At 27.7% G+C, this 22,371-nt stretch carries 24 protein-coding genes; 7 read left to right on the top strand and 17 right to left on the bottom strand.

The window, feature by feature from the left end:
• Positions 1-138 precede the first annotated feature (138 nt).
• The 4 genes from ACVC08_RS17375 (at position 139) to ACVC08_RS17360 (ending at position 7,752) form a co-directional block, all read left to right on the top strand.
• Positions 139-1,293: an HlyD family secretion protein gene (locus ACVC08_RS17375; protein ID WP_452603001.1), complete on the top strand. Its 1,155-nt coding sequence runs from the start codon at positions 139-141 to the stop codon at positions 1,291-1,293.
• On the top strand, positions 1,286-3,445 hold the full coding sequence (locus ACVC08_RS17370) for a peptidase domain-containing ABC transporter (protein ID WP_452598492.1): 2,160 nt from the start codon (positions 1,286-1,288) through the stop codon (positions 3,443-3,445). Before ACVC08_RS17375 ends, ACVC08_RS17370 begins: the two co-directional genes overlap by 8 nt.
• A gap of 19 nt (positions 3,446-3,464) precedes the next feature.
• Positions 3,465-6,584: a lantibiotic dehydratase gene (locus ACVC08_RS17365; protein WP_452603000.1), complete on the top strand. Its 3,120-nt coding sequence runs from the start codon at positions 3,465-3,467 to the stop codon at positions 6,582-6,584.
• A gap of 70 nt (positions 6,585-6,654) precedes the next feature.
• Positions 6,655-7,752, top strand: coding sequence for an MDR/zinc-dependent alcohol dehydrogenase-like family protein (locus tag ACVC08_RS17360; RefSeq protein WP_452602999.1), 1,098 nt, complete (start codon positions 6,655-6,657; stop codon positions 7,750-7,752).
• Between the two features lie 319 nt (positions 7,753-8,071).
• Here the strand turns inward: ACVC08_RS17360 and ACVC08_RS17355 are convergent, their stop codons facing one another.
• The 7 genes from ACVC08_RS17355 to ACVC08_RS17325 all read right to left on the bottom strand — a co-directional run bounded on the left by ACVC08_RS17355 (position 8,072) and on the right by ACVC08_RS17325 (position 13,352).
• The gene (locus ACVC08_RS17355; protein ID WP_452602998.1) at positions 8,072-8,644 is read right to left on the bottom strand and encodes a hypothetical protein; all 573 of its coding nucleotides are present in this window, start codon (positions 8,642-8,644) and stop codon (positions 8,072-8,074) included.
• Complete coding sequence (locus ACVC08_RS17350; protein ID WP_452602997.1) at positions 8,641-9,159, bottom strand: stage II sporulation protein M; 519 nt, start codon at positions 9,157-9,159, stop codon at positions 8,641-8,643. Before ACVC08_RS17350 ends, ACVC08_RS17355 begins: the two co-directional genes overlap by 4 nt.
• Positions 9,149-10,027 (bottom strand): M48 family metalloprotease, encoded by an 879-nt coding sequence (locus ACVC08_RS17345; protein ID WP_452602996.1) that lies wholly within the window; start codon positions 10,025-10,027, stop codon positions 9,149-9,151. Before ACVC08_RS17345 ends, ACVC08_RS17350 begins: the two co-directional genes overlap by 11 nt.
• Before the next feature lie 63 nt (positions 10,028-10,090).
• Positions 10,091-10,351 carry a hypothetical protein gene (locus ACVC08_RS17340; RefSeq protein WP_452602995.1) on the bottom strand — a complete coding sequence of 87 codons (261 nt, stop codon included), beginning with the start codon at positions 10,349-10,351 and terminating at the stop codon, positions 10,091-10,093.
• Positions 10,352-10,533: 182 nt separating this feature from the next.
• A complete protein-coding gene (locus ACVC08_RS17335; RefSeq protein WP_452602994.1) occupies positions 10,534-10,794 on the bottom strand; it encodes a hypothetical protein in 261 nt (86 codons plus the stop codon).
• Positions 10,795-10,817: 23 nt separating this feature from the next.
• Positions 10,818-11,018 carry a class I lanthipeptide gene (locus tag ACVC08_RS17330; protein WP_452598971.1) on the bottom strand — a complete coding sequence of 67 codons (201 nt, stop codon included), beginning with the start codon at positions 11,016-11,018 and terminating at the stop codon, positions 10,818-10,820.
• A gap of 498 nt (positions 11,019-11,516) precedes the next feature.
• Complete coding sequence (locus ACVC08_RS17325) at positions 11,517-13,352, bottom strand: helix-turn-helix domain-containing protein (protein ID WP_452602993.1); 1,836 nt, start codon at positions 13,350-13,352, stop codon at positions 11,517-11,519.
• A gap of 198 nt (positions 13,353-13,550) precedes the next feature.
• Between ACVC08_RS17325 and ACVC08_RS17320 the strand changes: the two genes are divergently transcribed.
• Positions 13,551-13,766 carry a class I lanthipeptide gene (locus tag ACVC08_RS17320; protein ID WP_452602992.1) on the top strand — a complete coding sequence of 72 codons (216 nt, stop codon included), beginning with the start codon at positions 13,551-13,553 and terminating at the stop codon, positions 13,764-13,766.
• Between the two features lie 190 nt (positions 13,767-13,956).
• Here the strand turns inward: ACVC08_RS17320 and ACVC08_RS17315 are convergent, their stop codons facing one another.
• From ACVC08_RS17315 to ACVC08_RS17275, 9 genes are all read right to left on the bottom strand, one after another.
• The gene (locus tag ACVC08_RS17315; RefSeq protein WP_452602991.1) at positions 13,957-14,145 is read right to left on the bottom strand and encodes a class IIb bacteriocin, lactobin A/cerein 7B family; all 189 of its coding nucleotides are present in this window, start codon (positions 14,143-14,145) and stop codon (positions 13,957-13,959) included.
• Between the two features lie 18 nt (positions 14,146-14,163).
• Positions 14,164-14,382 carry a class I lanthipeptide gene (locus ACVC08_RS17310; RefSeq protein WP_452602989.1) on the bottom strand — a complete coding sequence of 73 codons (219 nt, stop codon included), beginning with the start codon at positions 14,380-14,382 and terminating at the stop codon, positions 14,164-14,166.
• Between the two features lie 396 nt (positions 14,383-14,778).
• A complete protein-coding gene (locus ACVC08_RS17305; protein WP_452602990.1) occupies positions 14,779-14,973 on the bottom strand; it encodes a class IIb bacteriocin, lactobin A/cerein 7B family in 195 nt (64 codons plus the stop codon).
• A gap of 16 nt (positions 14,974-14,989) precedes the next feature.
• Positions 14,990-15,208 (bottom strand): class I lanthipeptide, encoded by a 219-nt coding sequence (locus tag ACVC08_RS17300; RefSeq protein ID WP_452602989.1) that lies wholly within the window; start codon positions 15,206-15,208, stop codon positions 14,990-14,992.
• A gap of 142 nt (positions 15,209-15,350) precedes the next feature.
• Positions 15,351-15,551 (bottom strand): hypothetical protein, encoded by a 201-nt coding sequence (locus ACVC08_RS17295; RefSeq protein ID WP_452599723.1) that lies wholly within the window; start codon positions 15,549-15,551, stop codon positions 15,351-15,353.
• Between the two features lie 11 nt (positions 15,552-15,562).
• Positions 15,563-15,745 carry a class I lanthipeptide gene (locus ACVC08_RS17290; RefSeq protein WP_452599722.1) on the bottom strand — a complete coding sequence of 61 codons (183 nt, stop codon included), beginning with the start codon at positions 15,743-15,745 and terminating at the stop codon, positions 15,563-15,565.
• Between the two features lie 21 nt (positions 15,746-15,766).
• Positions 15,767-15,955, bottom strand: coding sequence for a class I lanthipeptide (locus tag ACVC08_RS17285; RefSeq protein WP_452599721.1), 189 nt, complete (start codon positions 15,953-15,955; stop codon positions 15,767-15,769).
• Positions 15,956-15,987: 32 nt separating this feature from the next.
• Positions 15,988-16,185, bottom strand: a complete 198-nt coding sequence (locus ACVC08_RS17280) for a class I lanthipeptide (protein WP_452602988.1) — start codon at positions 16,183-16,185, stop codon at positions 15,988-15,990.
• Between the two features lie 465 nt (positions 16,186-16,650).
• Positions 16,651-18,453 (bottom strand): helix-turn-helix domain-containing protein, encoded by a 1,803-nt coding sequence (locus ACVC08_RS17275; protein WP_452602987.1) that lies wholly within the window; start codon positions 18,451-18,453, stop codon positions 16,651-16,653.
• A gap of 221 nt (positions 18,454-18,674) precedes the next feature.
• Between ACVC08_RS17275 and ACVC08_RS17270 the strand changes: the two genes are divergently transcribed.
• The gene (locus ACVC08_RS17270) at positions 18,675-18,848 is read left to right on the top strand and encodes a class I lanthipeptide (protein ID WP_452602986.1); all 174 of its coding nucleotides are present in this window, start codon (positions 18,675-18,677) and stop codon (positions 18,846-18,848) included.
• A gap of 1,096 nt (positions 18,849-19,944) precedes the next feature.
• Here ACVC08_RS17270 and ACVC08_RS17265 read toward each other — a convergent pair.
• Positions 19,945-21,687 carry a helix-turn-helix domain-containing protein gene (locus tag ACVC08_RS17265; RefSeq protein WP_452602985.1) on the bottom strand — a complete coding sequence of 581 codons (1,743 nt, stop codon included), beginning with the start codon at positions 21,685-21,687 and terminating at the stop codon, positions 19,945-19,947.
• 417 nt (positions 21,688-22,104) lie between these two features.
• Between ACVC08_RS17265 and ACVC08_RS17260 the strand changes: the two genes are divergently transcribed.
• Positions 22,105-22,338 carry a hypothetical protein gene (locus ACVC08_RS17260; protein WP_452602984.1) on the top strand — a complete coding sequence of 78 codons (234 nt, stop codon included), beginning with the start codon at positions 22,105-22,107 and terminating at the stop codon, positions 22,336-22,338.
• Positions 22,339-22,371: the final 33 nt, after the last annotated feature.

Raw genomic sequence — 22,371 nt, 5'->3', positions numbered from 1 at the left:
GCAGCTATACTTTGTATATATTATTAATAATATGTTGCTTTGAATCAAAACTCAAGCAAATGACATATTTTACATACAACGATTTTTTCGTTAGAAAATTCAGTCTGAAAAAATAATACCCTAAACAACGATTGAATTATGAACGAAAATAATATATTCCCAGAGGACATATTACACAACACAGTCGAGTATCACATAGCAAAGCACAACAAAAAAACTAATCTTATTTTTTGGCTATTATTTCTTACGCTATTAGGGATATTTATATCCTTACCTTTTATAAACATAGATGTTCCTTCTACAAGTCTAGGAAGGGTTGTATCCAAAGAAACTCCAGTTTCTATATACACTTCTTCTGGAGGTAGAATTACTTATTTTAATATTAAAGAAAATCAAACTGTTTCTAAAGGAGATACTTTGGCTATTATAAGCCAAAAAGATCAAGATGTAAGAGATGATTTATTAAAACATCAGAAAGAAGATATTTTAGGCTTTATATCAGATTTAAGGTTACTCATTAATGGACAGCACTATAAAATAAAAACAAATAAATACAAAAAAGCGCTTCTTCAGTATAACCAAAGAAGAAACAACTTAAATACAGTTATTGAAAAAGCCAAAAACAATTATAAGAGAGTAAATGAATTATATAAAAAAGATGCTTACACTAAAGTACAGGACGAGGAAGCCCTTTTTCAGTTAGATAAAGCAAAAGATGATAAAGCTCTTTTTATTAGTCAAGCAAAAGAAGCATGGCAAATTGAACTTTCTGAATATGAACAATCTCTAGATAATTTAAACTCTAATCAAGAGCAATTAAAAGAAGAGAGAAACATGAAAGTTGTTATTGCTCCTGTAGATGGTGATTTAATTAATGTTCAAGCTCATCACCTAGGAAGCCTTATAAACCCAGGTAGTAATTTAGCAACAATTTCTCCTAGCGGTAATTTAATTGTAGAATCTTACATGAACCCTAAAGATATTGGTTATATAAAACAAGGTATTCCTGTTAAATATCAAGTAGAATCTTATAACTCAAACCAATGGGGTTTTGCTACTGGTGAAATTATTGAAGTAGGAAAAGATATCGTTGTTATACAAAACACACCAGTTTTTAAAGTTAGAAGCTCTTTAAATGAAAAAACACTATCTCTATCTAATGGTGTAAAAGGCCCATTAAAGAAAGGAATGAATGTTACTAGCCGTTTCTTTTTAACCAACAGAACATTATTTCAGCTATTAACAGATAGTATAGACGATTGGTTTAACCCTTATAATGACATAAATGAGTAAAATAGAAATAAAACAACACGATTTTAGCGATTGCGGAGCCGCTTGTTTAGCTTCTATCTCAGAGCACTATAAACTAAGTTTGCCAATTGCTAGAATAAGACAATATGCCAATACTAACCAAAAAGGAACAACACTTTTAGGTTTACGTGAAGCAGCTACAAAGTTAGACTTTATAGCAAAAGGGGTAAAAGCATCTCTAGAAAGTTTAGAAGAAATACCACTTCCTGCAATTGCCCATGTGTTAATAAAACACGATGAGCACGAGTTTCCTCATTATATGGTTATTTACAAGGTAACTAAGGACTATGTTAAAGTCATGGATCCTGCAACGGGAAAACTTGAAAAGAAAACTATTAAAGACTTTAAAGACATTTTCACTGGATACATGTTAATTTTAATACCAGACGAAGATATTTTTAAAGAAAGAAACGAAAAGTTCTCGAATTTAAAACGTATGGCTTTTCTTTTAAACCCACACAAACACATTCTTTTCCAAGCACTTATAGGCTCTATAATTTATACACTTTTAGGGTTTTCTGTTTCTATTTATATAGAAAAAATAACCGACTTTGTTTTTGTTAGTGGTAATAAAGGTCTGCTTAATTTAATGAGTGTTGTTGTGTTATTATGCGTTGTTCTTCAATTTATTTTTGGAGCATTAAAAGATGTTTTTATGCTTAAAACCAGCCAACAGATAGATTCTAGGCTTATTTTAGGGTATTATAAACACTTATTTACAATGCCTCAAAAATTCTTCGATACTATGCGTATTGGAGAAATTATGTCCAGAATTGGAGATGCTGTAAAAATTAGATTGCTAATTAATGAAACTGCTTTAAATATTTTAGTAAATGTATTTATCGTTATTTTTTCATTCATCTTCATGTATACCTATTATTGGAAATTAGCAGCTATTATTACGTTAATTATTCCATTATACATTATCATCTACTTTATTGTAAACAATTTAAATAAAAAGGTAGAGCGACAGGTAATGGAGAAAAATGCATTGCTAGAATCTCAACTAGTAGAATCTATTAAAAATATTGGAACTGTAAAGCGATTATCTCTAGAGGATTTTTCTAAAAACAAAACAGAGTTAAAGTTCATAGATTTATTAAAGACAATATATAAATCTGGCTTAAATAATATTTTTGCCAGTACATCTACAGGTTTTATTTCTAGAATATTTACAGTTATCCTATTATGGGTTGGAACTTATTATGTTATTGATGGCGAAATTACACCTGGAGAACTCTTTTCTTTCTATTCTATAATAGGTTATTTTACTGGCCCTGCTTCACAATTAATAGGTACTAATAAATCTATTCAAAATGCTATGATTGCGGCAGATAGGTTATTTGGCATCATGGATCTGGAAACCGAAGTTAACGAAGCAAATATTACAATCTCTGAACATTCTTTTGGAGATATTCAATTCGACAATGTTCGTTTTCATTACGAATTAGGAAGGGACATCTTTAAAGATATTAGTTTAACTATACCTAAAGGAAAGTTTACAGCTCTAGTAGGAGAAAGTGGTAGTGGAAAAAGTACGATTGCTTCATTAATTCAAAATGTATATCAACCCTATGAAGGTAAAATACTTATTGGAGATTACGATTTAAAGTATATTACTAAAGATAGTATTAATGCTTTAGTTACTACTGTCCCTCAAAATGTCGAATTATTTGATGGTTCCATTATATCTAACATAGCTATTGGAGAATATAGCCCAGATATGGAGAAAATAATTAAAGTTTGTAAGCAAGTAGGCGCTTATGAGTTTATAGAATCGCTCCCTAATGGCTTCCAAACCTATTTAGGGGAGTTTGGAGCCAATCTTTCTGGAGGCGAAAGACAAAGAATAGCCTTTGCGAGAGCTTTATATAAAGAACCAGAAATATTAATACTAGACGAGGCTACCTCAGCATTAGATTCAGAATCTGAATTAGTTATAAAAGATCTCATTGATGATTTAGCATCACAAGGAAAAACAATAATAATAATTGCCCACAAACTACAATCTATTGTAAAAGCCGATAAAATAATTGCTCTTAAAAAAGGAGAGGTTATAGAAACTGGAACACACCAAGAGCTTTTAGACAAACAAGGATATTACAGTAAAATGTGGAGTAATTTAAATGTATAATTAAAAAAATCCGTTAATCATGAAAAATCATTCATTTGCAAACAAAGCGGTTGTTAGGACGCCTTTAAGTCCTAAGAAAATAGATATTACCTGGGAAGAAATTCAAGATATATTTAAAAACCCTAAGCATAGAGAAGCATTATTTATTGGATCTCCCAATATATATAAAGCATTTGAATTATGGGAAAAGGGAGAAGCTTTTCAAACAGAAGACGAGCTTAAAAGCCTTAAAGGGTCTCTTTATAAATACACCTCAAGACTAGCAAATCGTTGTACTCCTTTTGGTTTATGGGCTTCTGTAGGCACCATAAATCTAGGAAAAGAAACCAGTATAGATGTAGACAGTGGAGAAATAAAACGTACCACTAAGTTCGATATGTATTTTCTGGGTGAGATACTACCAGAAATTACCAAAAATAAAGACATACGTAACGTTTTAAAATACTACCCTAACAACTCGATGTATAAGGTAATGGACAAATATCGTTTTGTTGAGTATTACTTTAAAAAAAGTGCTAGAAGACATAAAATATCTGAAGTAGACATTAATGACTATTTAGAAAAAACAATAAAAATTGCTCATCAAGGAGCCACAATAAGTCAACTTATAAAACCCATTACAGATGATAATATTAGCGATGAAGATGCTAGAGATTTTGTTCACCAAGTTATTGACAGTCAGTTTTTTGTTAACGAACTTGAATTTACTTTAACTGGAGATGATTATTTAGAAGGCTTGTTAACTGTTTTAAGCGAAAAGCGATTTGATTTTTATGAGGCAAATGTTGTTAAAGAATTATTGCATTCTTTAAAAAGTAAAATAACTGCTATTGATGAATCTGGAATAAACAATCCAGAAAAATATAGAGAAATACACACTCAAATAGAAGAAAAGATCCAAGAAACAGATATAACAAAACTATTTCAAGTAGATAGTTACAAAACAATACCTAACGCTACTTTAAGTTATTCAACAATAAAAAAGCTACGTAGTGCCATAGTTGTTTTAAATAAGTTACAAAATAAAAGGTCTAACCCAACTTTAGATGATTTTAAAAAGAAGTTTCAAGAACGTTATGAAGAATACGAACAACCTCTTATTAATGTACTAGATCCAGATTTAGGTATTGGTTATGGTTCAGGTTCAGGAGCAAAGACACCTTTAGTAGACAAACTAGCTATAAGAGGCAGATATGCAAATGAACGAAAAATTTCATGGAATAATAAAACTGGCTTTCTATTTAAAAAAGCTTTAAAAGCTTTACAAAATGGTGCTACAGAAATTAATTTAACTGATGAGGAAATTAATCAGTTTGACGAAAACGAAAGTTTATATCCAGATAGTTTTTCGACATTCTTCAATGTTTTTCATGAAAAAGGAGAAGAAAAAGTACATTTAAAATCTGTTTGGGGGCCATCGGCGAATAGTTTAATTGGTCGTTTTGCTCACTTAGATGCTTCTATAGAAACTATGTGCGATGAAATACACAATCATGAAAAAGCACTTTACCCAGATAAAATACTAGCAGAAATTATTCATTTACCTCAAGCAAGAACTGGGAATATTCTTTATAGAAAATTTCAACGAGATTACGAAATACCATATCTAGGAAACTCCTCTCTTGATAAAGAATACCAATTAGATGTTACTGATTTATACATCTCTGTTAAGAGAGGAAAAATTATTTTACGTTCTAAACGTTTAAATAAAGAAATTATACCTCGTTTAGGAAACGCCCATAATTATAGCGCTAATGCTTTGCCTATCTATCATTTTTTATGTGATATGCAAGACCAAGAACAATCTGGTTTAAGTTTTAGTTGGGGAAGCTTACAAAATGATTTCGACTATTTACCGCGAGTAAATTATAAAGATATTGTTTTATCTCGTGCCACTTGGAACTTAACAAGTGATACAATGAAGGCTATTCTTAAAAATAAAGAAGAAAACGCTATTGATGCTGTTAGAGTTTTTCAGAAGAAACGTAATATCCCAGACATTGTTTCTTTTACCCAAGGGGATAATGAAGTTGTAGTAAATTTTAAAAACGACTTAAGTTGTTTCACTTTTTATTACATGCTAAAAGGCGAACATTTTATACAACTTAAAGAGTTTTTCTTTGAAGAAGACACAATAACTGGTGCTTATTGTAATGAATTTGTTTTGCCTTCTTATAAAAACATTCCTAAACAAAAGGAAAATAAACTTGTAGAAACAACACCTGCTACACCTGCTAGTATTCAAAAAGCATCTTATTCTACTGGAGATGAGTGGCTTTATTATAAGTTTTATTGCGGGGAACGAGTAGGAGAAAAATTACTAAACCAAGCCATTAAGCCAACAGTTGACGAACTTGAGGCGAATAACTTAATAACGAAATGGTTCTTTATACGCTATTCTGATAAAGATGGCTACCATTTACGTTTTAGAATTCATTTAAAGGATCAAACTAAATTCTCTGAGTGCGTATCAATTATCAAAAAACACATTCAGCCGTTCGAAAACAATCTGTTAATTTGGAAAACACAAACCGATACGTACTTAAGAGAATTACAACGTTATGGCTTTGAATCTATAGATGCTACCGAAGCTTTATATTATAATGATAGTGAGTGTACTGTTAAATTTGCTGATATGATTGAAGGAGATGCAGGAGAGCGTATTCGTTGGTTATTCTCGTTACTTTCTATGGATCATTTACTTAATGACTTTGGTTTTAGTGTTAAACAAAAAATGCATTTATTAAATATTGCTAAAACTAGTTTTGGAAAAGAGTTTAATAAAACTGGAGCCTTAAACAAGCAAGTAAATGAGTTGTATAGTGAAAACATGACTAATATTGAAACCTTTTTAAACGAAGACACTAAGGCAGACATTTATAAGCCTTTATGGGATATTTTAAAAGAACGCTCTTTTAAAAATAAAGAAGTCGTAAACGAATTAAAAACATTAGCCAGTAATAATATTTTACCTGGAGGGTTAGAAAATACCGTTTTAAGTTATTTACACATGGTTTGTAATCGTATTTTCTTAGCTAAACAACGTATTCATGAAATGGTAGTTTACGATATGTTATTTAAATATTACAGTAAACAGTTACATACACAGAAAAAGAGTAAAAAAGAAGTTACCGTATAGCTTAGCTATTAATCTAACATTAAACCTAAAAAGGAGCGTATTGTGCGCTCCTTTTAAATACTAAATTATTATGAGAGCATTAGGCGTGTTAAGTCCATCTTTAGCAGAAAAACTAGATAAAGACGATAAATATATTTTAGAAATAGATTCTTTAAAAATACCATTAGCATTAATACATATTCCCGATACAGAATTTGATGAGGATAGTGATGAGTATAACGATATAGTATTAGTAAGAAAAAAAGGGTTTTCTCTTAATTACAGAGATTTTGGTATTATTGAAAACGCATGGAAAAAACTACAAAAAACAGATCAAGATACATACTACCCCATTGGTTCTGAGTTTTGCGGAGAAGTTGTAAAAATTGGAAAAAATGTAACCAATTTAAAAGTGGGAGATTATGTAATTGCAGACTGTTCTTACCCTTTAGCTCCCTTTAACGCACCACCTGGCATACCTAGTAATCATGCAAGTAAAGAGCTTGAAGTTTTCTACAAAGGAAAGTTAACTACAATTCCTGAAGGTATCCCTGTAGAGCAAGCTGCAGGAATGAGTATTGGAGCACAAACAAGTATGTCTATGATTAGAAAAGCAGACATAAAGGAGGGTGATAATGTATTAGTGACTTCAGTAACATCAAATACTTCTTTAATAATATTAAATTTTTTAAGAGACAAAAACTGTAATGTATACGGATTATCCTACTCTGGAGAAAATACAGAGAAAGTAAAAGAGTTATTTCCTTTCATTAAAAACATTTTTAACTTTAAAGAACAAGATATTCCTAAAAACCTTCTTTTTAATGCTGTTTTAGATCCTTTTTCAGACACTCATATTGTTGCATTACAACGTAATCTTAATCTTGAAGCTAATTATGTTACTTGTGGGATGTTTAACCAGTCTTCTGAAAAAATGCAAAAAAAAGAAGCCTATACTAACATATCATATTTAATGAGCTTATTAATTTCAAAAAACATTAGCATTAAAGCAAATTGCTTAGGAAGCTCTGAAGACCTTAAAAATGCAATCGAATTATTAAACAACAATACAGATTGTAACATCCCTGTTGATTCTGTTTTTAATAATGATGAAGATATTAACCTGTTTTTAGATAAGTCTTTTTTAAAAACAAAGAAAACTGGAAAAGTTACTTTTATTTATAGATAAATGTTTTTTAAATTCTAATTTTTCATAATAGTTATAATGATATTATGAAAAATTAGAATTAAAAAAGTAATAATTGTTTGAATTAAGTGAAGACTCTATATCCACTATAAATGGAGTTAGTATTTTATCTCTAAGAGAGATACTAGTTGGTTTTGTAGTATGGAAACTTGTAATGATACTCAAACTGAAACAAATCCGCCTGTTAGTATTGTTGATAGACCTACTCATCCATTATGTAATCAAGTTTTATCTGCTATGTAGCCTAATAAAAAAACGTGAACTGTAAAGGTTACACGTTTTTTATTATTATTTTATCTTCTTAAAATAATTTTACTGTAGAAATAAATAGGCTTAAAAATAAAACAGCACTTAACGCTAAAACATTTTTATATTTAACATTTTTTGTTTTAGCTTCTAATTCTACGCCAAAGATATAAGCTCCTAATAGTAGCATAGCATATTTAAAATATTTACTATAAAAAAACCAATCTGTATTCTCTATTTGTGTTATTAAATCTTCTTGCAAACTAATGCTTTCCATATCATTTGATAACATGAAAATTACCATTAAAAACTTTACAACTTCAAAACCTATAAAAACAAGTATAACACGACCAAGTGCGTCAACAATTGTAATGTTTTTTATTTTAGTTTTTAATAACGAATTAACAAAGTAGCATATACTAGACAGTATATATATTAAAAAAACAGCAAATATTCCAGACACAGCTATGCTAATATAAGCTGAAATTCTTGCTGGTTTTACAATTTCTGGTTCTAAAACACTAGTAATTATATTAGTTTTAAAGACTCCTGAGATAACAACTATTATAAAATATATAAGTAAGTACATTATATATTTAGACATTTTATTTTCTGTAGCTTTATTCATAATGTTTCTATTATTGATGCGATTAAAAGTAGTAATGTTGGAAGTAGTAATGTTTTAATATTTGGAAATAACTTAAAGTCTATAGCTTTTTGAATGAGTACCTTTTTGTAAAAAGAGGCTCCTTTTAGTCCAAATTCTGAAAAAAGAAATAAAGCATATAACTCAATTGGTGCATGTTTACATACATATAATAATGTGTCTATACTTAAACCATAAAAACCAAGTATAAAAACTGCTGCAAATAAAAAACCATTCCAAAATAAAATAGCAGTTGTTAAAACACCTCCAGAAAAAAAACCTAAGATTGATAGAAATAGGGCAACGATTAAATTGTTAATAAAGATATTTACGAAATCTATATCAAAACTAACAGCTTGTATTTTAGAGTAGTCTACTTTTGCAAATTTATCATTAATACAATCTAAGGCAGTATCGTTATTTAAATCTAAAACGAACAGTGTATAATATAAAAATCCTAAAATAAATATAGAAAAGGCTGCAATTTTATATTTCATGAGTTTTTAATTTAATATTATTAATACGTTTTATTAGCGTTGGGTATGTTATACCTCCTTTAGAAACTTTACCATTAGAAAGATTATCTAAGTTATTTAAGGAAGAAATATATTGTGTAACACCTATTCGTTTTGCTGCAAATAGATCAGCTTCTAATTCAAAATAATATTGAATTTTACTAGGAATGTACCATATAAGTAAGCCTATTAATAAGCCTAGAAAAAAGATTTCTAAACCTTCAACTATTTTACTATCATATAAAGGAATTGTATGATGTTGTTTAATATAAAACAAAGGGTATATTAATGAAGATAATATTAGATTTATGATATATAATTTTGATAAATGGTTTTTCTTTAAGTGACCAACTTCATGAAGTACAATACCATTTAGTTGCGAGTCATCTATGTCGTTTATTAAGTTTTCTCCTATTAATATTGTTTTCGAAAATGGAAGTACTCCTGTTGCATAAGCATTAGTTACATTCCCTTTAAGAATACGTACATTATAATTAAGTTTTTCTTTTTTTAAAAAATTATATACTTTTTTAGATTTATAATGTTTTGGCCTAGAAAATAAATACAACATAGGTGCAATGATATAATTGTAACTTGGTATTAATGCTATTAGCAACATTGAAAGAACAATTATTACTATTTCGGTTTCTATATATGCCGTTACAACCCAAAGTATTGTTCCTAATAATGCTGTAAAAATAAAAGCTTCAATAATTACCTCCTTATAATTAAAGTGTATAAGGCTATTTAATTTTTCTTTATTATATATAGAAATACATGTAAAAAACAATATCCTTATAATAAATAAAGAAATATATAATAACATACCAATTAAAAAACTCTTATACATATTTATATTTTTTAAATATCGAGGGCATCTATTTTAAAAGAACACCCTCGATAAATTTATATATTATAGCGCTCCTAATCCAGCTCCTACTACTGTTCCAATTGGTCCTCCTAATGATCCTATAGATGCACCTACTTCTGCTCCTGCTAATGCTCCTGCTGCAGATCCTGCTGCCGTTAAAGCAACCTCTACTCCATCACTAGCGTCTACTTCTTGTGCGATAGCCCATCCTATTTCTGCAGATACATTTTGCTCAATAGCACTCATTGAGAATAATAATCCTAGACATAATGTTAATCCTAATACTAATTTTGAATTTTTCATAATTTTGAAATTTTGTGTTTAATTATTTGTATACTCATTTTTAATTATAGTGATAATGAGCTTTACCACTTATTGAATAGCATTGACGGTATTATTTAGGTATTGATTCTTTATATAATATTCGAAAAAGTCGACAGCTGTAACCAATACGTATAATTTGCTATTTTTATTAAAATTTAATATTAAAGCGCTCCTACTCCAGCACCTACTAACATACCTACTGGCCCACCAACTGCTCCAATTGAAGCACCATATTCTGCTGCGACAATCATAGTTGTCGCGCCTGCTGCTGCTCCAATTGCTGCTCCTGTTGTTGTATCTGCATCCATACTATCTGCAATAGCCCATCCTATTTCTGCGGTTACATTTTGTTCTATCGTGTTCATTGAAAATAATAATCCTAAACACATTGTTAATCCTAATACTAATTTTGAATTTTTCATCTTTTTTAAAGTGTTGTTTCTTGTTAGTTAGTAAAATCGATTATAATGTCATCTGGTAAATGAAAAGACATATCTTTTGTATCTTTTATAGATATTTTAATAGATGTATCCATTGTTGATGAATCACTGTGTTGACATCCTCCATTAACACCTAATAATTGCCCATCTTGTAATTCTAGTATTGACTCTTTTGTAAATACTAACTTTTCGTTTTGTTTTTTCATAATTCTAATATTTAAAGTTTAAAAAATTAGACATAACTTACCTTTGTAAAGAACCGACTACTAACTAATAATAGCGTTAATAGTGTTCATCAGTTCTCCATCTCAAGCACGATAAATGCCCTCTAATTGTTTTTCTGTATTCTAAATATTAAAATATGAGACTCTAGGTAATATTTTTCTCGCTTTGTATAAAAGTGATAAAAAACATATATTTGCAGAGTATAACATATTGACGGATATGGAATACAGAAAATTTGTGTTTTCAAAATTAACAGAGCTTTACAGAGCTCTGTTTTTTTATTCTAATAAATTTAAAGTAATTACTTATTTATTATTTACTGTGATATCTCTGAGACAAAGATACATTGAAATAAAAGTGGAAAACAAATGACTTCACCTAACTTTTATAAAAGTTATATTATATTTTTTATAAAAATTACGCTCAATAACCACATATAAAGAACTGGTTTTCAAATACTTAGTAGATTTAAGACAAAATTACATTTCTTGTATTTTTTTAATATAGACAGATGGTGTAATTCCTGTTATTTCTTTAAAATATCTTGAGAAAATATTAGCATTTTTATAGCCCATTTCTTCTGCTATTGCCTTAACAGAATAAGAACGAAGTCTCTTATTGTTTTTTAATTCTATTATAACATAGTTAATTCTTAAATCGTTTACATAGGTACTAAAAGACTTCCCTAAGTGTGTATTTATTACTTTAGATAAATATGTTGTATTTGTTTTAAGGCGTTTTGCCATATTATGAAGTGTACAATCTTGTCTTAAAAAATAGGCTTTCTCTTCTAACTTAGTAAGCTTAACTAGAATTTCTTCTACTTTTTTATCCTTAATTATTGTAGATTGCTCTTCTTCTACGTTAGCTTCTTCTTTAGTTGCCTCATTAGTATTAATAACAGTTTCTATTCCATTTTCTTTAGAAAGAATTGAATTTGTGTTAGATGGTTTTTCTTCTATATCAGTAATTCCAACTATAGGTTGTAATATGCTTTCTTTATTTAAAGTATTGGCTGTGTTTTTAATAATACTTTGTTGCTTTTCGTATGTATTTATTTTAACCATCAACTCTTCAAAACGTTGCTGGTTTTTAACGGCTTTCTTTTTGTTAAGTAAAACAACTACAACTATTAATAATAATAAAACAGAACTTATTACTACCCAAAACTGTTTTGTTTGTTTTTCTTTTTCTTTTTTTGAAATTTCTTCTTTTAGCTCTTCTTCATAACTATCTTGAACATCTGAAACTTTTTCTCGCACTTCTATATCATGAATACTTTTTATTGCAGATTGGTATCCTTGTAAAGCCTTTTCTTTTTCCTCAATTTGTTTAGAGAAATATGTATTAGAAAGTCTAACACTATCCATCTCTTTATAAACGTCGGCTAGAAGTTTATAATATTTAGATTTTTGAAGAGCCGATTTTTCTTTTTTGTTATTTAAAATCATCTTTAATTTTATTAATGATTCTTCATAACTTTTAGTATTGTAAAAAATGGAAGCTAATCTAAAGTTTATTTCATTTATAAAAACTTCGTTATTTAGTTGTTTAGCATATTGTATTGCTTTTTTTGCTTCACCTTTGGCCTTGTCATATTCTCCTAATAAAAAATTAACTCTAGAGTTAAACTCATACATATAATATAAGAATTCTACATTATTAGTCTCTTTAGCATGAATAATACCATCTTTAACAAGAGCAATAGCCTCATTATATTCTCTCTTAGATATATACATCTCTATTAAGCTCTTCCTATTAAATTTTAACATTTTAGCATTTGCTTTTTTTTGCTTTTCATACTCAGTTTTTAAGTATTTAAATGCTTCTTCCGATTGTTTTGCTTCACTAAGACCAACTTTTGCTTTTACGAGTTCTATAGTATATTTAACATCTTTAACAATATCTTTTTTGTTTTCTTTTTTAGCTAGTTCAACAACCTGATAATAAACTCTTAGCGCCTCATTATAGTTATAGTTATTATCATATATTCTAGCTATGTAATGCTTGTTTTCTATTATTCCTAAAGGATCATCTATTAACTCTAATCTTTTATTATAATAGTATAGGGTACTGTCTATCTCACTCATTAACTCATGAGCAACTGCCAATGCAGAATAAGCCATACTTACATTAGCTTTATTATTTTCCTTCTTGTTAATTTTCGCATATTTATGGATATATCCGATTGCTTTCTCTGGATTACTATATATATATTTTACTATTGAATCCTGTATAGAAGAAATTCTTTCTTGAGCATTTAAAAAATAGCTAAAGCATAAAAAACAATATAAAAAGGTATTTTTTATTTTCATTAATTTCTATAATATTTAGAATAATTACATTACAAAACTACGTTTTTTAAAAAGAATAAAAAATATTTATAAATAGTTGAAAAACAATACTTTAATCTAAATTCAGTTGCCTTATTTTTTATAAATCATACTACCCTTGACTTTGTAAGAAAAGATATATTACTCATATTTGTTGAACAAACAAAATATAAAGTAATTATGAAAACTCAAGCAAAAAACAAATTACAATTTAACAAACAAAACATTATTGAATTAAATGATGCTAATATGGCTAATATAAAAGGAGGTACAGATACAATATCTACCATTCAATGCACGCTAAATTCGTCTATAGTTGAAAGTATCATGCCACCAAGAGGAACTTCTTGGCTATGTAGTATAATGATCCAAGATGAATTAGGGTTTGGTCAATAAAAAATTAAAGGTAAGGATTCATACAAAAAATCATTTATCTAGAAATGAATACTTTAAACTACAATCAAAAATTGATAGTTATAAAAGAAAACATCCAACGTCTTATAACAAGACGCTATCATATTAAAAAAAGATCAAAAAAATCGTCTGAAAAATAAATTTCAGACGATTTTTTAGAATATTATTACAGTTAGTCTTTTGTTATATTATAACTAAGTGCTATACTTCCTATAAGTATTCCTACACATTGTGCAGAAGATGCTACAGCAATAACGCAAAGAGGAGATGTTCCTCCATCTACGTCTAATAATTCTACCTCGTTTAGTTCTACTACACTATTTTTAGTAAAATCTAATCTATTAGCTTTTTGTGTTTTCATAATGAATGCTATATTATATTAATTCTCTGCAATTACTGCTCCTACTACTGCTCCTACTATAGCTGCTCCTACTGCTCCACAACTTGCTGATGATAATGCTGCTGCTGCATTTAAACATAATCCTGATGATGCTAATAAAGGCGTACTTCCTCCATTTACATCTGTTAATTGTGACTCGTTTAATTCTACAATGCTACTTCTTTTAAAGTCTAATCCGTTTAATTTTTGTGTTTTCATAATTTGTGTTTATTAATAATTAATTTCTAAAATATTTAATATAACAAGTCGTTTATTAGTCCTTTAAAAAACGACTTATTTTGCTTAAAAAAACCAACCATTTATATAGCTACAAACAAGCCTTCCTTTTGTATATACTGACATGTTTTTTTATGACTTGTAATGATTTACAACTAAATATATAATATGAATAAGAAAAATAATCATTAAAAAAAGGTAGCCATAGTTTTCTTTAACCAAAGCTTTATCTTTAAAAATACGATACAATGTATACACTATATATAGAGTATATACAGATATTAAAACTTTATCTGAGCTTTTCATTTATGATTTAATTTGTTTAAACAAAAAAAAGCACTTATACCTTAATTAAGTTTTAAGTGCTTTCATAGGTCTTTAATTTTGGTCTTTAGTTATGTTATAACTAAGCGCTATACTTGCAACTAATATACCTACACATTTTACTGAAGATGCTACAGCAATAACGCAAAGAGGAGATGTTCCTCCATCTACGTCTAATAATTCTACTTCGTTTAGTTCTACTACACTATTTTTAGTAAAATCTAATCTGTTTGCTTTTTGTGTTTTCATAATACTATATTTTATATTAATTCTCTGCAATTACTGCTCCTACTACTGCTCCTACTATAGCTGCTCCTACCGCTCCACAACTTGCCGATGATAATGCTGCTGCTGCATTTAAACATAATCCTGATGATGCTAATAAAGGCGTACTTCCTCCATTCACATCTGTTAATTGTGACTCGTTTAATTCTACAATGCTACTTCTTTTAAAGTCTAATCCGTTTAATTTTTGTGTTTTCATAATTTGTGTTTTAATAGTTTATTGTTGCTATTTACGGCAGGCAACTTTTTACCGCTTTAGGTTTGTTCTATTTATTAACATATGTATAATCGATATAGTCGATGGCTATAATAAACAGGACTTACTAAATGATTTTGTTAGTTTATTTTTCATTCCCTCCTTCTGCAGCATCTGTAGCAATAATTATAACTGATACTGCTACAACAGATGCTGCCACAACGCAAGGCACAGTTGTTAAAATAGTAGTACTTGCTGTACCACCATTTACACCTAACATTTCTTCAGAGTTTAGCTCAACTAAATCGTTTTTTTTAAACTCTAGCTTACCTTTTTGTATTTTCATAACTTTCACTGTTAGAATTGCACTATAATGGTATCTGTTGGAGGTGGATTATCTACTATAGATATTTTAATGGTTACTGTTACTCCTGATGAATCTCCCCATTGGCATCCTCCATTTATAGATTGTGTTTCTAAATCTGAAAGCTCTGTAACAGAATGCTTGTTAAATACTAATTTGTTGTTTTGTGTTTTCATAATTGTTGTTGTTTTAATAATTTATTGGTGTCTTGTAACACAACTATCTTCTCCTCCTCCACAAGTTAATTGCTTAGTAAGTTCTGCTATAGTTACTGTAATTGATGGTTGAATAATAGATGTACCTCCATTTACACTTAGTAATTCTTGGTTTTGTAACTCTGTTACGGTGTGCTTCCCAAAAACTAATTTGTTGTTTTGTGTTTTCATAATTTGTGTTTATTGAGTTATTAATTAAAATATTATTGCTCGTTTATAGCCGCTGTAATACTTATTTCTACTGTAGGGTTACCGCCATTACTGCTACTAATACAGAATGAGCATGAAATTCCTCCTCCTGGGGTTAATGTTCCTCCTTTAATTTCACCAATTTGTGTTTCATGCAACTCGGTGATTGACAGTTTTGTAAAATCTAGTGTCTTTTTAAGCTGTGTTTTCATAATTATGTATTTAAATGTTTATTACATTTTTTAACTATATAGCTTGTAAAGAGCTGACTACTAGTCTAAAAAAAGATGTTCGTCAACCCTTCAACTCAAGCATCATTTAGCTCAAGGCTATATTATAAAACCCAGTATTTCTATAAATTATGAAGTATTCCTTAATACCATTTTTACCAAAGTAGATTGACATGGTAAAAAATTATATATTTGCAGAGTACTACATGTTGACCGACATGAAATACATGAAAATTTTATTTTCAAAAAAACGAACAGGGCTTTCCAGAGCTCTGTTTTTTTAATTACTTATATAATGTGTAATTAGATTTAGTTTCTCTTACTGATTCAAAGTAATTATAAAAAAAGATTCCTTCCAAAGTATATAAGCAGTGATTTATAAAAAACACAACACTACAAGACACAAAACACACTATAAATCAACAACTTATAATTAAACTTGTATTTTTATATCTCTTGTATTTTTTTAACATATACAGCGGGAGTAATGCCTGTTGCTGCTTTAAAATATCTTGTAAAAGCATCAACACTTTTATATCCCATTTCATGGGCAATACCTTTTACTGAGTAAGATCGAAGTTGTTTGTTGTTTTTTATTTCTAGAATAGCATGGTTAATTCTCAACTCATTTATATAACTACTAAATGATTTTCCTAGGTGAGTATTAATTATCTTAGATAAATAAGAGGTATTTGTTTTAAGGCGTTTTGCCATATTATGTAGCGTACAATCCTGTTTAAGAAAGTACATTTTATCTTCTAAGTTTTGAAGTTTAATTAATATTTCTTCTACTTTTTTATCGTCAATAACATTTGTTATAACTTTATCTTCATTGGGTTCTATTACCACCTCTTCTATAACTTCTTCTTTATTGTTTTCTAACGTTTTTGGTGCTACTATAATAACCTCACTTTCTTCTTCTTTATTTTCATGAGCCTTATACTGATTTTCTTCTTTTTTACGTTCTTCGTAAGCTTTAATTTTTAGCATTAGCTCATCAAAACGTTTTTGATTCATTCTCGATCTGTTTTTAAAGAATAGTATTATTGAAATAATTAACATTAACAGTATCGCACTAATCCCTATCCAAATCCATTTTGTTTTTTGGTGTTGTTCTTTCTCAATAATCTCTTCTTGAAGTTCTGTTTCATATGAGTCTTGAACTTCTAGAACTTGTTCTTTAGTATTAATTGTATAAATACTCTTTAAAGCATCTAAATACTCTTTATTTGCTTTATCTTTTTGTTTGAAATGTTTGCTATAAAATTTGTTAGAAAGCCTTATATTATCTAGTTCATTATATATGTCTGCTTTTAGTTTATAATCTCGAGATAACTGAAGTGACGTTTTATTATTTTTATTATATAAAATTCTTTTTAAATATTTTAGAGCTTTTTTATACTCTTTTAATTCATAAGCTATTTCTGCAAGATTAAAATTTGCTTGATTTATATATAACTGGTTTTTTATATCCTTAGCATACTTAATAGATTTTTCAGCTTCGCTAATTGAAATATTATAGTTTTTTTCTAGTTTATTAACTTTAGATTTTAAATGGTGTTGGTGAAATAAAAATTCCTTATTATTTTCTTTTTTAGCTTGTAAAAGACCTTCTTCTATTAATTGTTTTGCTTTTTCTAATTGTTTGTCTTTTATGTAAACTTCTACAAGTTTTTTTCTTGTGTACCTAAGAGACTTTAATCGACTTTCTTTTAATTCTGTATTATATAAATTTTCTAAATATAATAATGATTCTTTTGGAAAACCTTCATTATACAAATCTATCTTACTTTTTATCAATGCTATAGCAAAATTTACTGCATCTACTATATCTTGCTCTTTTTCCCTTTTTGCTAAATCTAATATTTGGTTATAAAGTCTTAAAGCTTCATTATAATTAGAGTTTTTATCATAAACCTTGGCTATGTAATACTTTCTAACAATAAGGTTTACCGGGTCTTTAACTAAACTTAAACTCTTATAATAATAATGTAATGTACTATCTGGTTCATTTACAACACCAAATGCAGTAGCTAATGCAGAATATCCTAAAATTATACCATCTATATTGTTTATCTTTTCATTTAGTTTAATATAATCATAACAATAGTCTATTGCTTTATGTGGTTGGTTATATATATACTTACTTATTGAATCCCCTGTAGAAACATTTTCACCATCTTGACAAATTAAATAATTTAAAAAAAAGATACTAAAAATTACACTTAAGGCTTGAGTTTTATACTTCATTTATAGGTTTATAGTAATAAAATACAATGTAAAATTACTGTTTTTTTTTTTAATCACACATTAACCATAACAAACTAATTAACAACATCTTAACTATTAAAACACAAGGCTTTTTTTATAAATGATTGTTTTTTTTATTTTATTTTAATCTATATATTAATAATATTTGACTTCAGGTCAGTCCCTAATGACATAATTATTAAACATTAATTTTTATTATTATGAAAACTCAAGCAAAAAAAAAGTTAAACTTTAAAAAAAATGGAATTGTTGAATTGAATAATTCAACAATGCACTCTGTAAAAGGAGGAACATCTGTAGGTATTATAACCATTACTAGTGATGACCCTAATGGATCTAGTCCAATATGTTTTACCGTAGATTTATTGAAATAATAAAGAACTATAGTCTCACTTTACCTGTTTTAGATAACCTTTAAAGGTTTGTAAAGCTTATTTTAAGTCTCTGTGTGTTTAAACTCACAGAGGTTTTTATTTTTCTAATACTATAAAGAAAATTCTATTTTTACTATTAAGTCTAAACTAATAAAGTTTTTTATAATAGACATTACATAATTTATTTTAGTAACGCTATTTACAGACCAAAACATAGTTTTAAAGTTAAAAAAACTTGTTGCTTAAAATCTTTTTATCTTTTGCTTATTAACAGTACTTTCTTTTTTAAAGAAAATAATTAAAGAATAAAAAAACATAGTTAATGAGAACAATAAAAGCAACAACGCACAACCCAATAAAGGAGCGTAAATAATAAAGTTATAAAAGAAAATTCCTAATTTTAATAAAGGATACATTACTAGAAGTAAGATTATTATTTTTATGCAATTTTTCATAGAATTACACTTTTCTAGTAAACATATTTATTAATTCCCCCCTTATTAAATAATTAACTACTTTTAAATTATAAAACTATAATTGTTTTTTTGTTTATCGATAAAGTCGACGGCTTAGATTAAACCTTTATAATTTAAAAGCAGTTAATACTACAATTCTTATTTCTACAACTAGTCATAATAATTATATTTAATTCAAAGAACTTTTGGACTAGGACCACATAAAATTATTACTAATAATTACTATAACAATTATAGAAACAATGTTTGTTTTTAAACTTACTATATTCTCTTGTAACTTATTTTTAGCTCTATAGAAGAGTTGGCTACTAACTAATACTAGTGTTTACCAACTCAAAAAACTTAGTAAGTTTTAAATACGTTTAAATAATTTCTTTATAAAATTTAAAAAGGATTGGTATAAAGCATTTTTATTCTTTAGCACATGAATTCAGTTAAGCCTTATAATAATTCTAAATAAATTTATAGAGTTAAAACTATCTAGGGTATTTATTTCTTAGTCCAAAGTAATTTTAAATAAAGCTAGAACGCAAGAGAAGTAATCGCGTTTTTATAAAATATCAGCACTATAACTAGTACTTAAACAACTATATATAAACATTTTAAGAAATACTTATTTACTATAGTTCGTTTATTTTTTTTATATAGACAGAAGGGGTAATTCCTGTAGATGCTTTAAAAGCTCTAGCAAAGGAATCTCCATTTTTATAACCTATTTCCTCTGCAACACCTTTAATTGAATATGATCTTAAGCGTTTATTATTTTTTAGTTCTATAACTACATAATTTATTCTAAGTTCATTTATGTATGTACTAAAAGATTTATTAAGGTGAGTATTTATTATTTTAGAAAGGTAAGATGTGTTTGTTTTAAGCTTTTTTGCCATATTTGGCAGTGTACAATCTTGCCTTAAGTAGTATTGCTTTTCTTCTAATTTATTTATTTTAGAGAGTATTTCTTCTATTTTTTCATCGTCTATAATGTAACTATTATCACCAGAGTCACTTATTGTTTCATTATCAATTAAAAGTTTTTCTTCTTCGAGTTCTATATCCTTTTTTTCAGTTATAGATTTAACAGTTATTTTTTCCTTTGATTTAGCTTTGCTATTTTGTGCCTCGTAATCTTTAATTTTTAGCATTAAATCGTCAAAACGATTTTGGTTTTGCCTTTGGTTTAATCTTAATTTACAGATAACCAGTATACACAATACTATAAAAACTATACATGAAATTATCCAGAATAGTTTATTTCTTTCTTGTCTCTCTCTCTCTTCTATTTCTTCTTTCATGAAAACTTCATGAATAGTATCTAATGTTTTCAATTTTTTCTGAGATACTTTTTCTTTTTCTTTAAGAGACTTCTGGTTATATAAGTTAGAAAGCGTTATACTGTCTATGGCCTCATAACTATTAGCCATAAGGTGATAATAGTTATATAACTGCTCTGGAGAATGCTCGTAATTTAAATTTCTTTTTAATAAAATGATTGCTTGTTCGGGTTCTCCCTCTTCTAAATAGATTAATGCTCTAACATAGTTAGCTTCATTAATAAACTCATTATTATTTAATTGTTTAGCTGTTTCTAAAGTTTCATTTGAAGATGTTTTTGCTAAAGCAATTTTTTTCATTTCAAAGAGTGTTCTAGACCTTAATTGTTGGTAGTAATATAGAAATTCTAAATTTTTAGTTTGCTTAGATTCTGTTACACCTTCTTCTGAAAACAGTAATGCCTTTGCTAATTTTTTATGTGTTAGATAGCTTTTAACTAAATCTAGCCTAGCATATCTTAAGTTGTACCTTTTATCTTTAGACTTTTTACTTTCTTTATTATAAGCTTCTATAAAAAGAGGTATTATTTCTTCAGACTTATTAACTTTATTTTTAATATGTTTTAAGGCATTAAGAGCTCTTTGTTTTCCTTCTTCTAATTCAAATTTTTTAGACAACTCTAAACATTCTTTTTGTAGTGCTACTGCTTTATTATAATCACTTTGGTTTTCATATATAATTGCAACACTATGTGTAATATCTATTATATTTTGAGGTTCTTTAGAGACCTCCTTAGATTTATCATAATAGTATAATGTGCTATCTATTATTCCACGAACTTCGTACTCTACTGCTAACGTGCCTAAAGCAAGTAATATGTTTTTTGTATTATTTTCTTGTTTACTTTTTTCTAAGAATTTTTTACTGTACACAATCCCTTTTACAGGGTTGCTGTAGATGTATTTTTTTATAGAGTCTTGGTAAGGTTTTTTTATGTTTTTTGTAGATGAAGTTTCTCTTTTAGGTGAGCATGAAAAAATGAAACTAAATAATAGCGCAAAAAATAAAAAGTTTTTTTTTAATAAAAACATAAAAACAATTACATCTGTTTAAAATATATACAGCGACTAAGTTAGTTTATAATGATAATAAAACAAAACTTTTGACTTACTCAAAAATACAATCTGACATATAATTTTATGTCCAGTTTTTAACTTGTAGCTATTATATTAATCTGTAAAAAATATTGCAAACACCCACAAGCTACTATTTAATTATTCTTTTATTTTTAACTATTTTAGTTAAAAATTTATACGATTATATTGTTTTATGTGTAAATAATTCATTTTTAATTTTTGAAACACCAAAAACACATAACTTATTGAAAAACAGAAAATTAAATGAGTTTTATATAGCTCATTTTTATAAAAACTCGGTGCTATTACTTTATATTAAGAGTAAGTAAAAATATATTTGTTATGTTGATTAATGATAAAACTTAAAAACTTATGAAAACTCGAGGGACAAAAAAAAAGCTACATTTTAAAAGAAGTGCTATAGTAGAACTTAACGACTCAACGTTATATTCTATTAATGGTGGTTTAATTATGAACAATAACCCTGTTCTTGATCCAGGAAATAATGGCTCTGTAATTATTAATACTTCATTACTTAGGCCTTTTACAAATAACGACAGACCAACATCTGGAGCACTTTGTAAAAATACTGGAATGGTAATTTAAATTTCTACATATAGTTAAATATGTACTAATAGG

This window comes from Pontimicrobium sp. MEBiC06410, from assembly GCF_053601615.1.
This window is presented reverse-complemented; position numbering and strand designations above follow the sequence as displayed.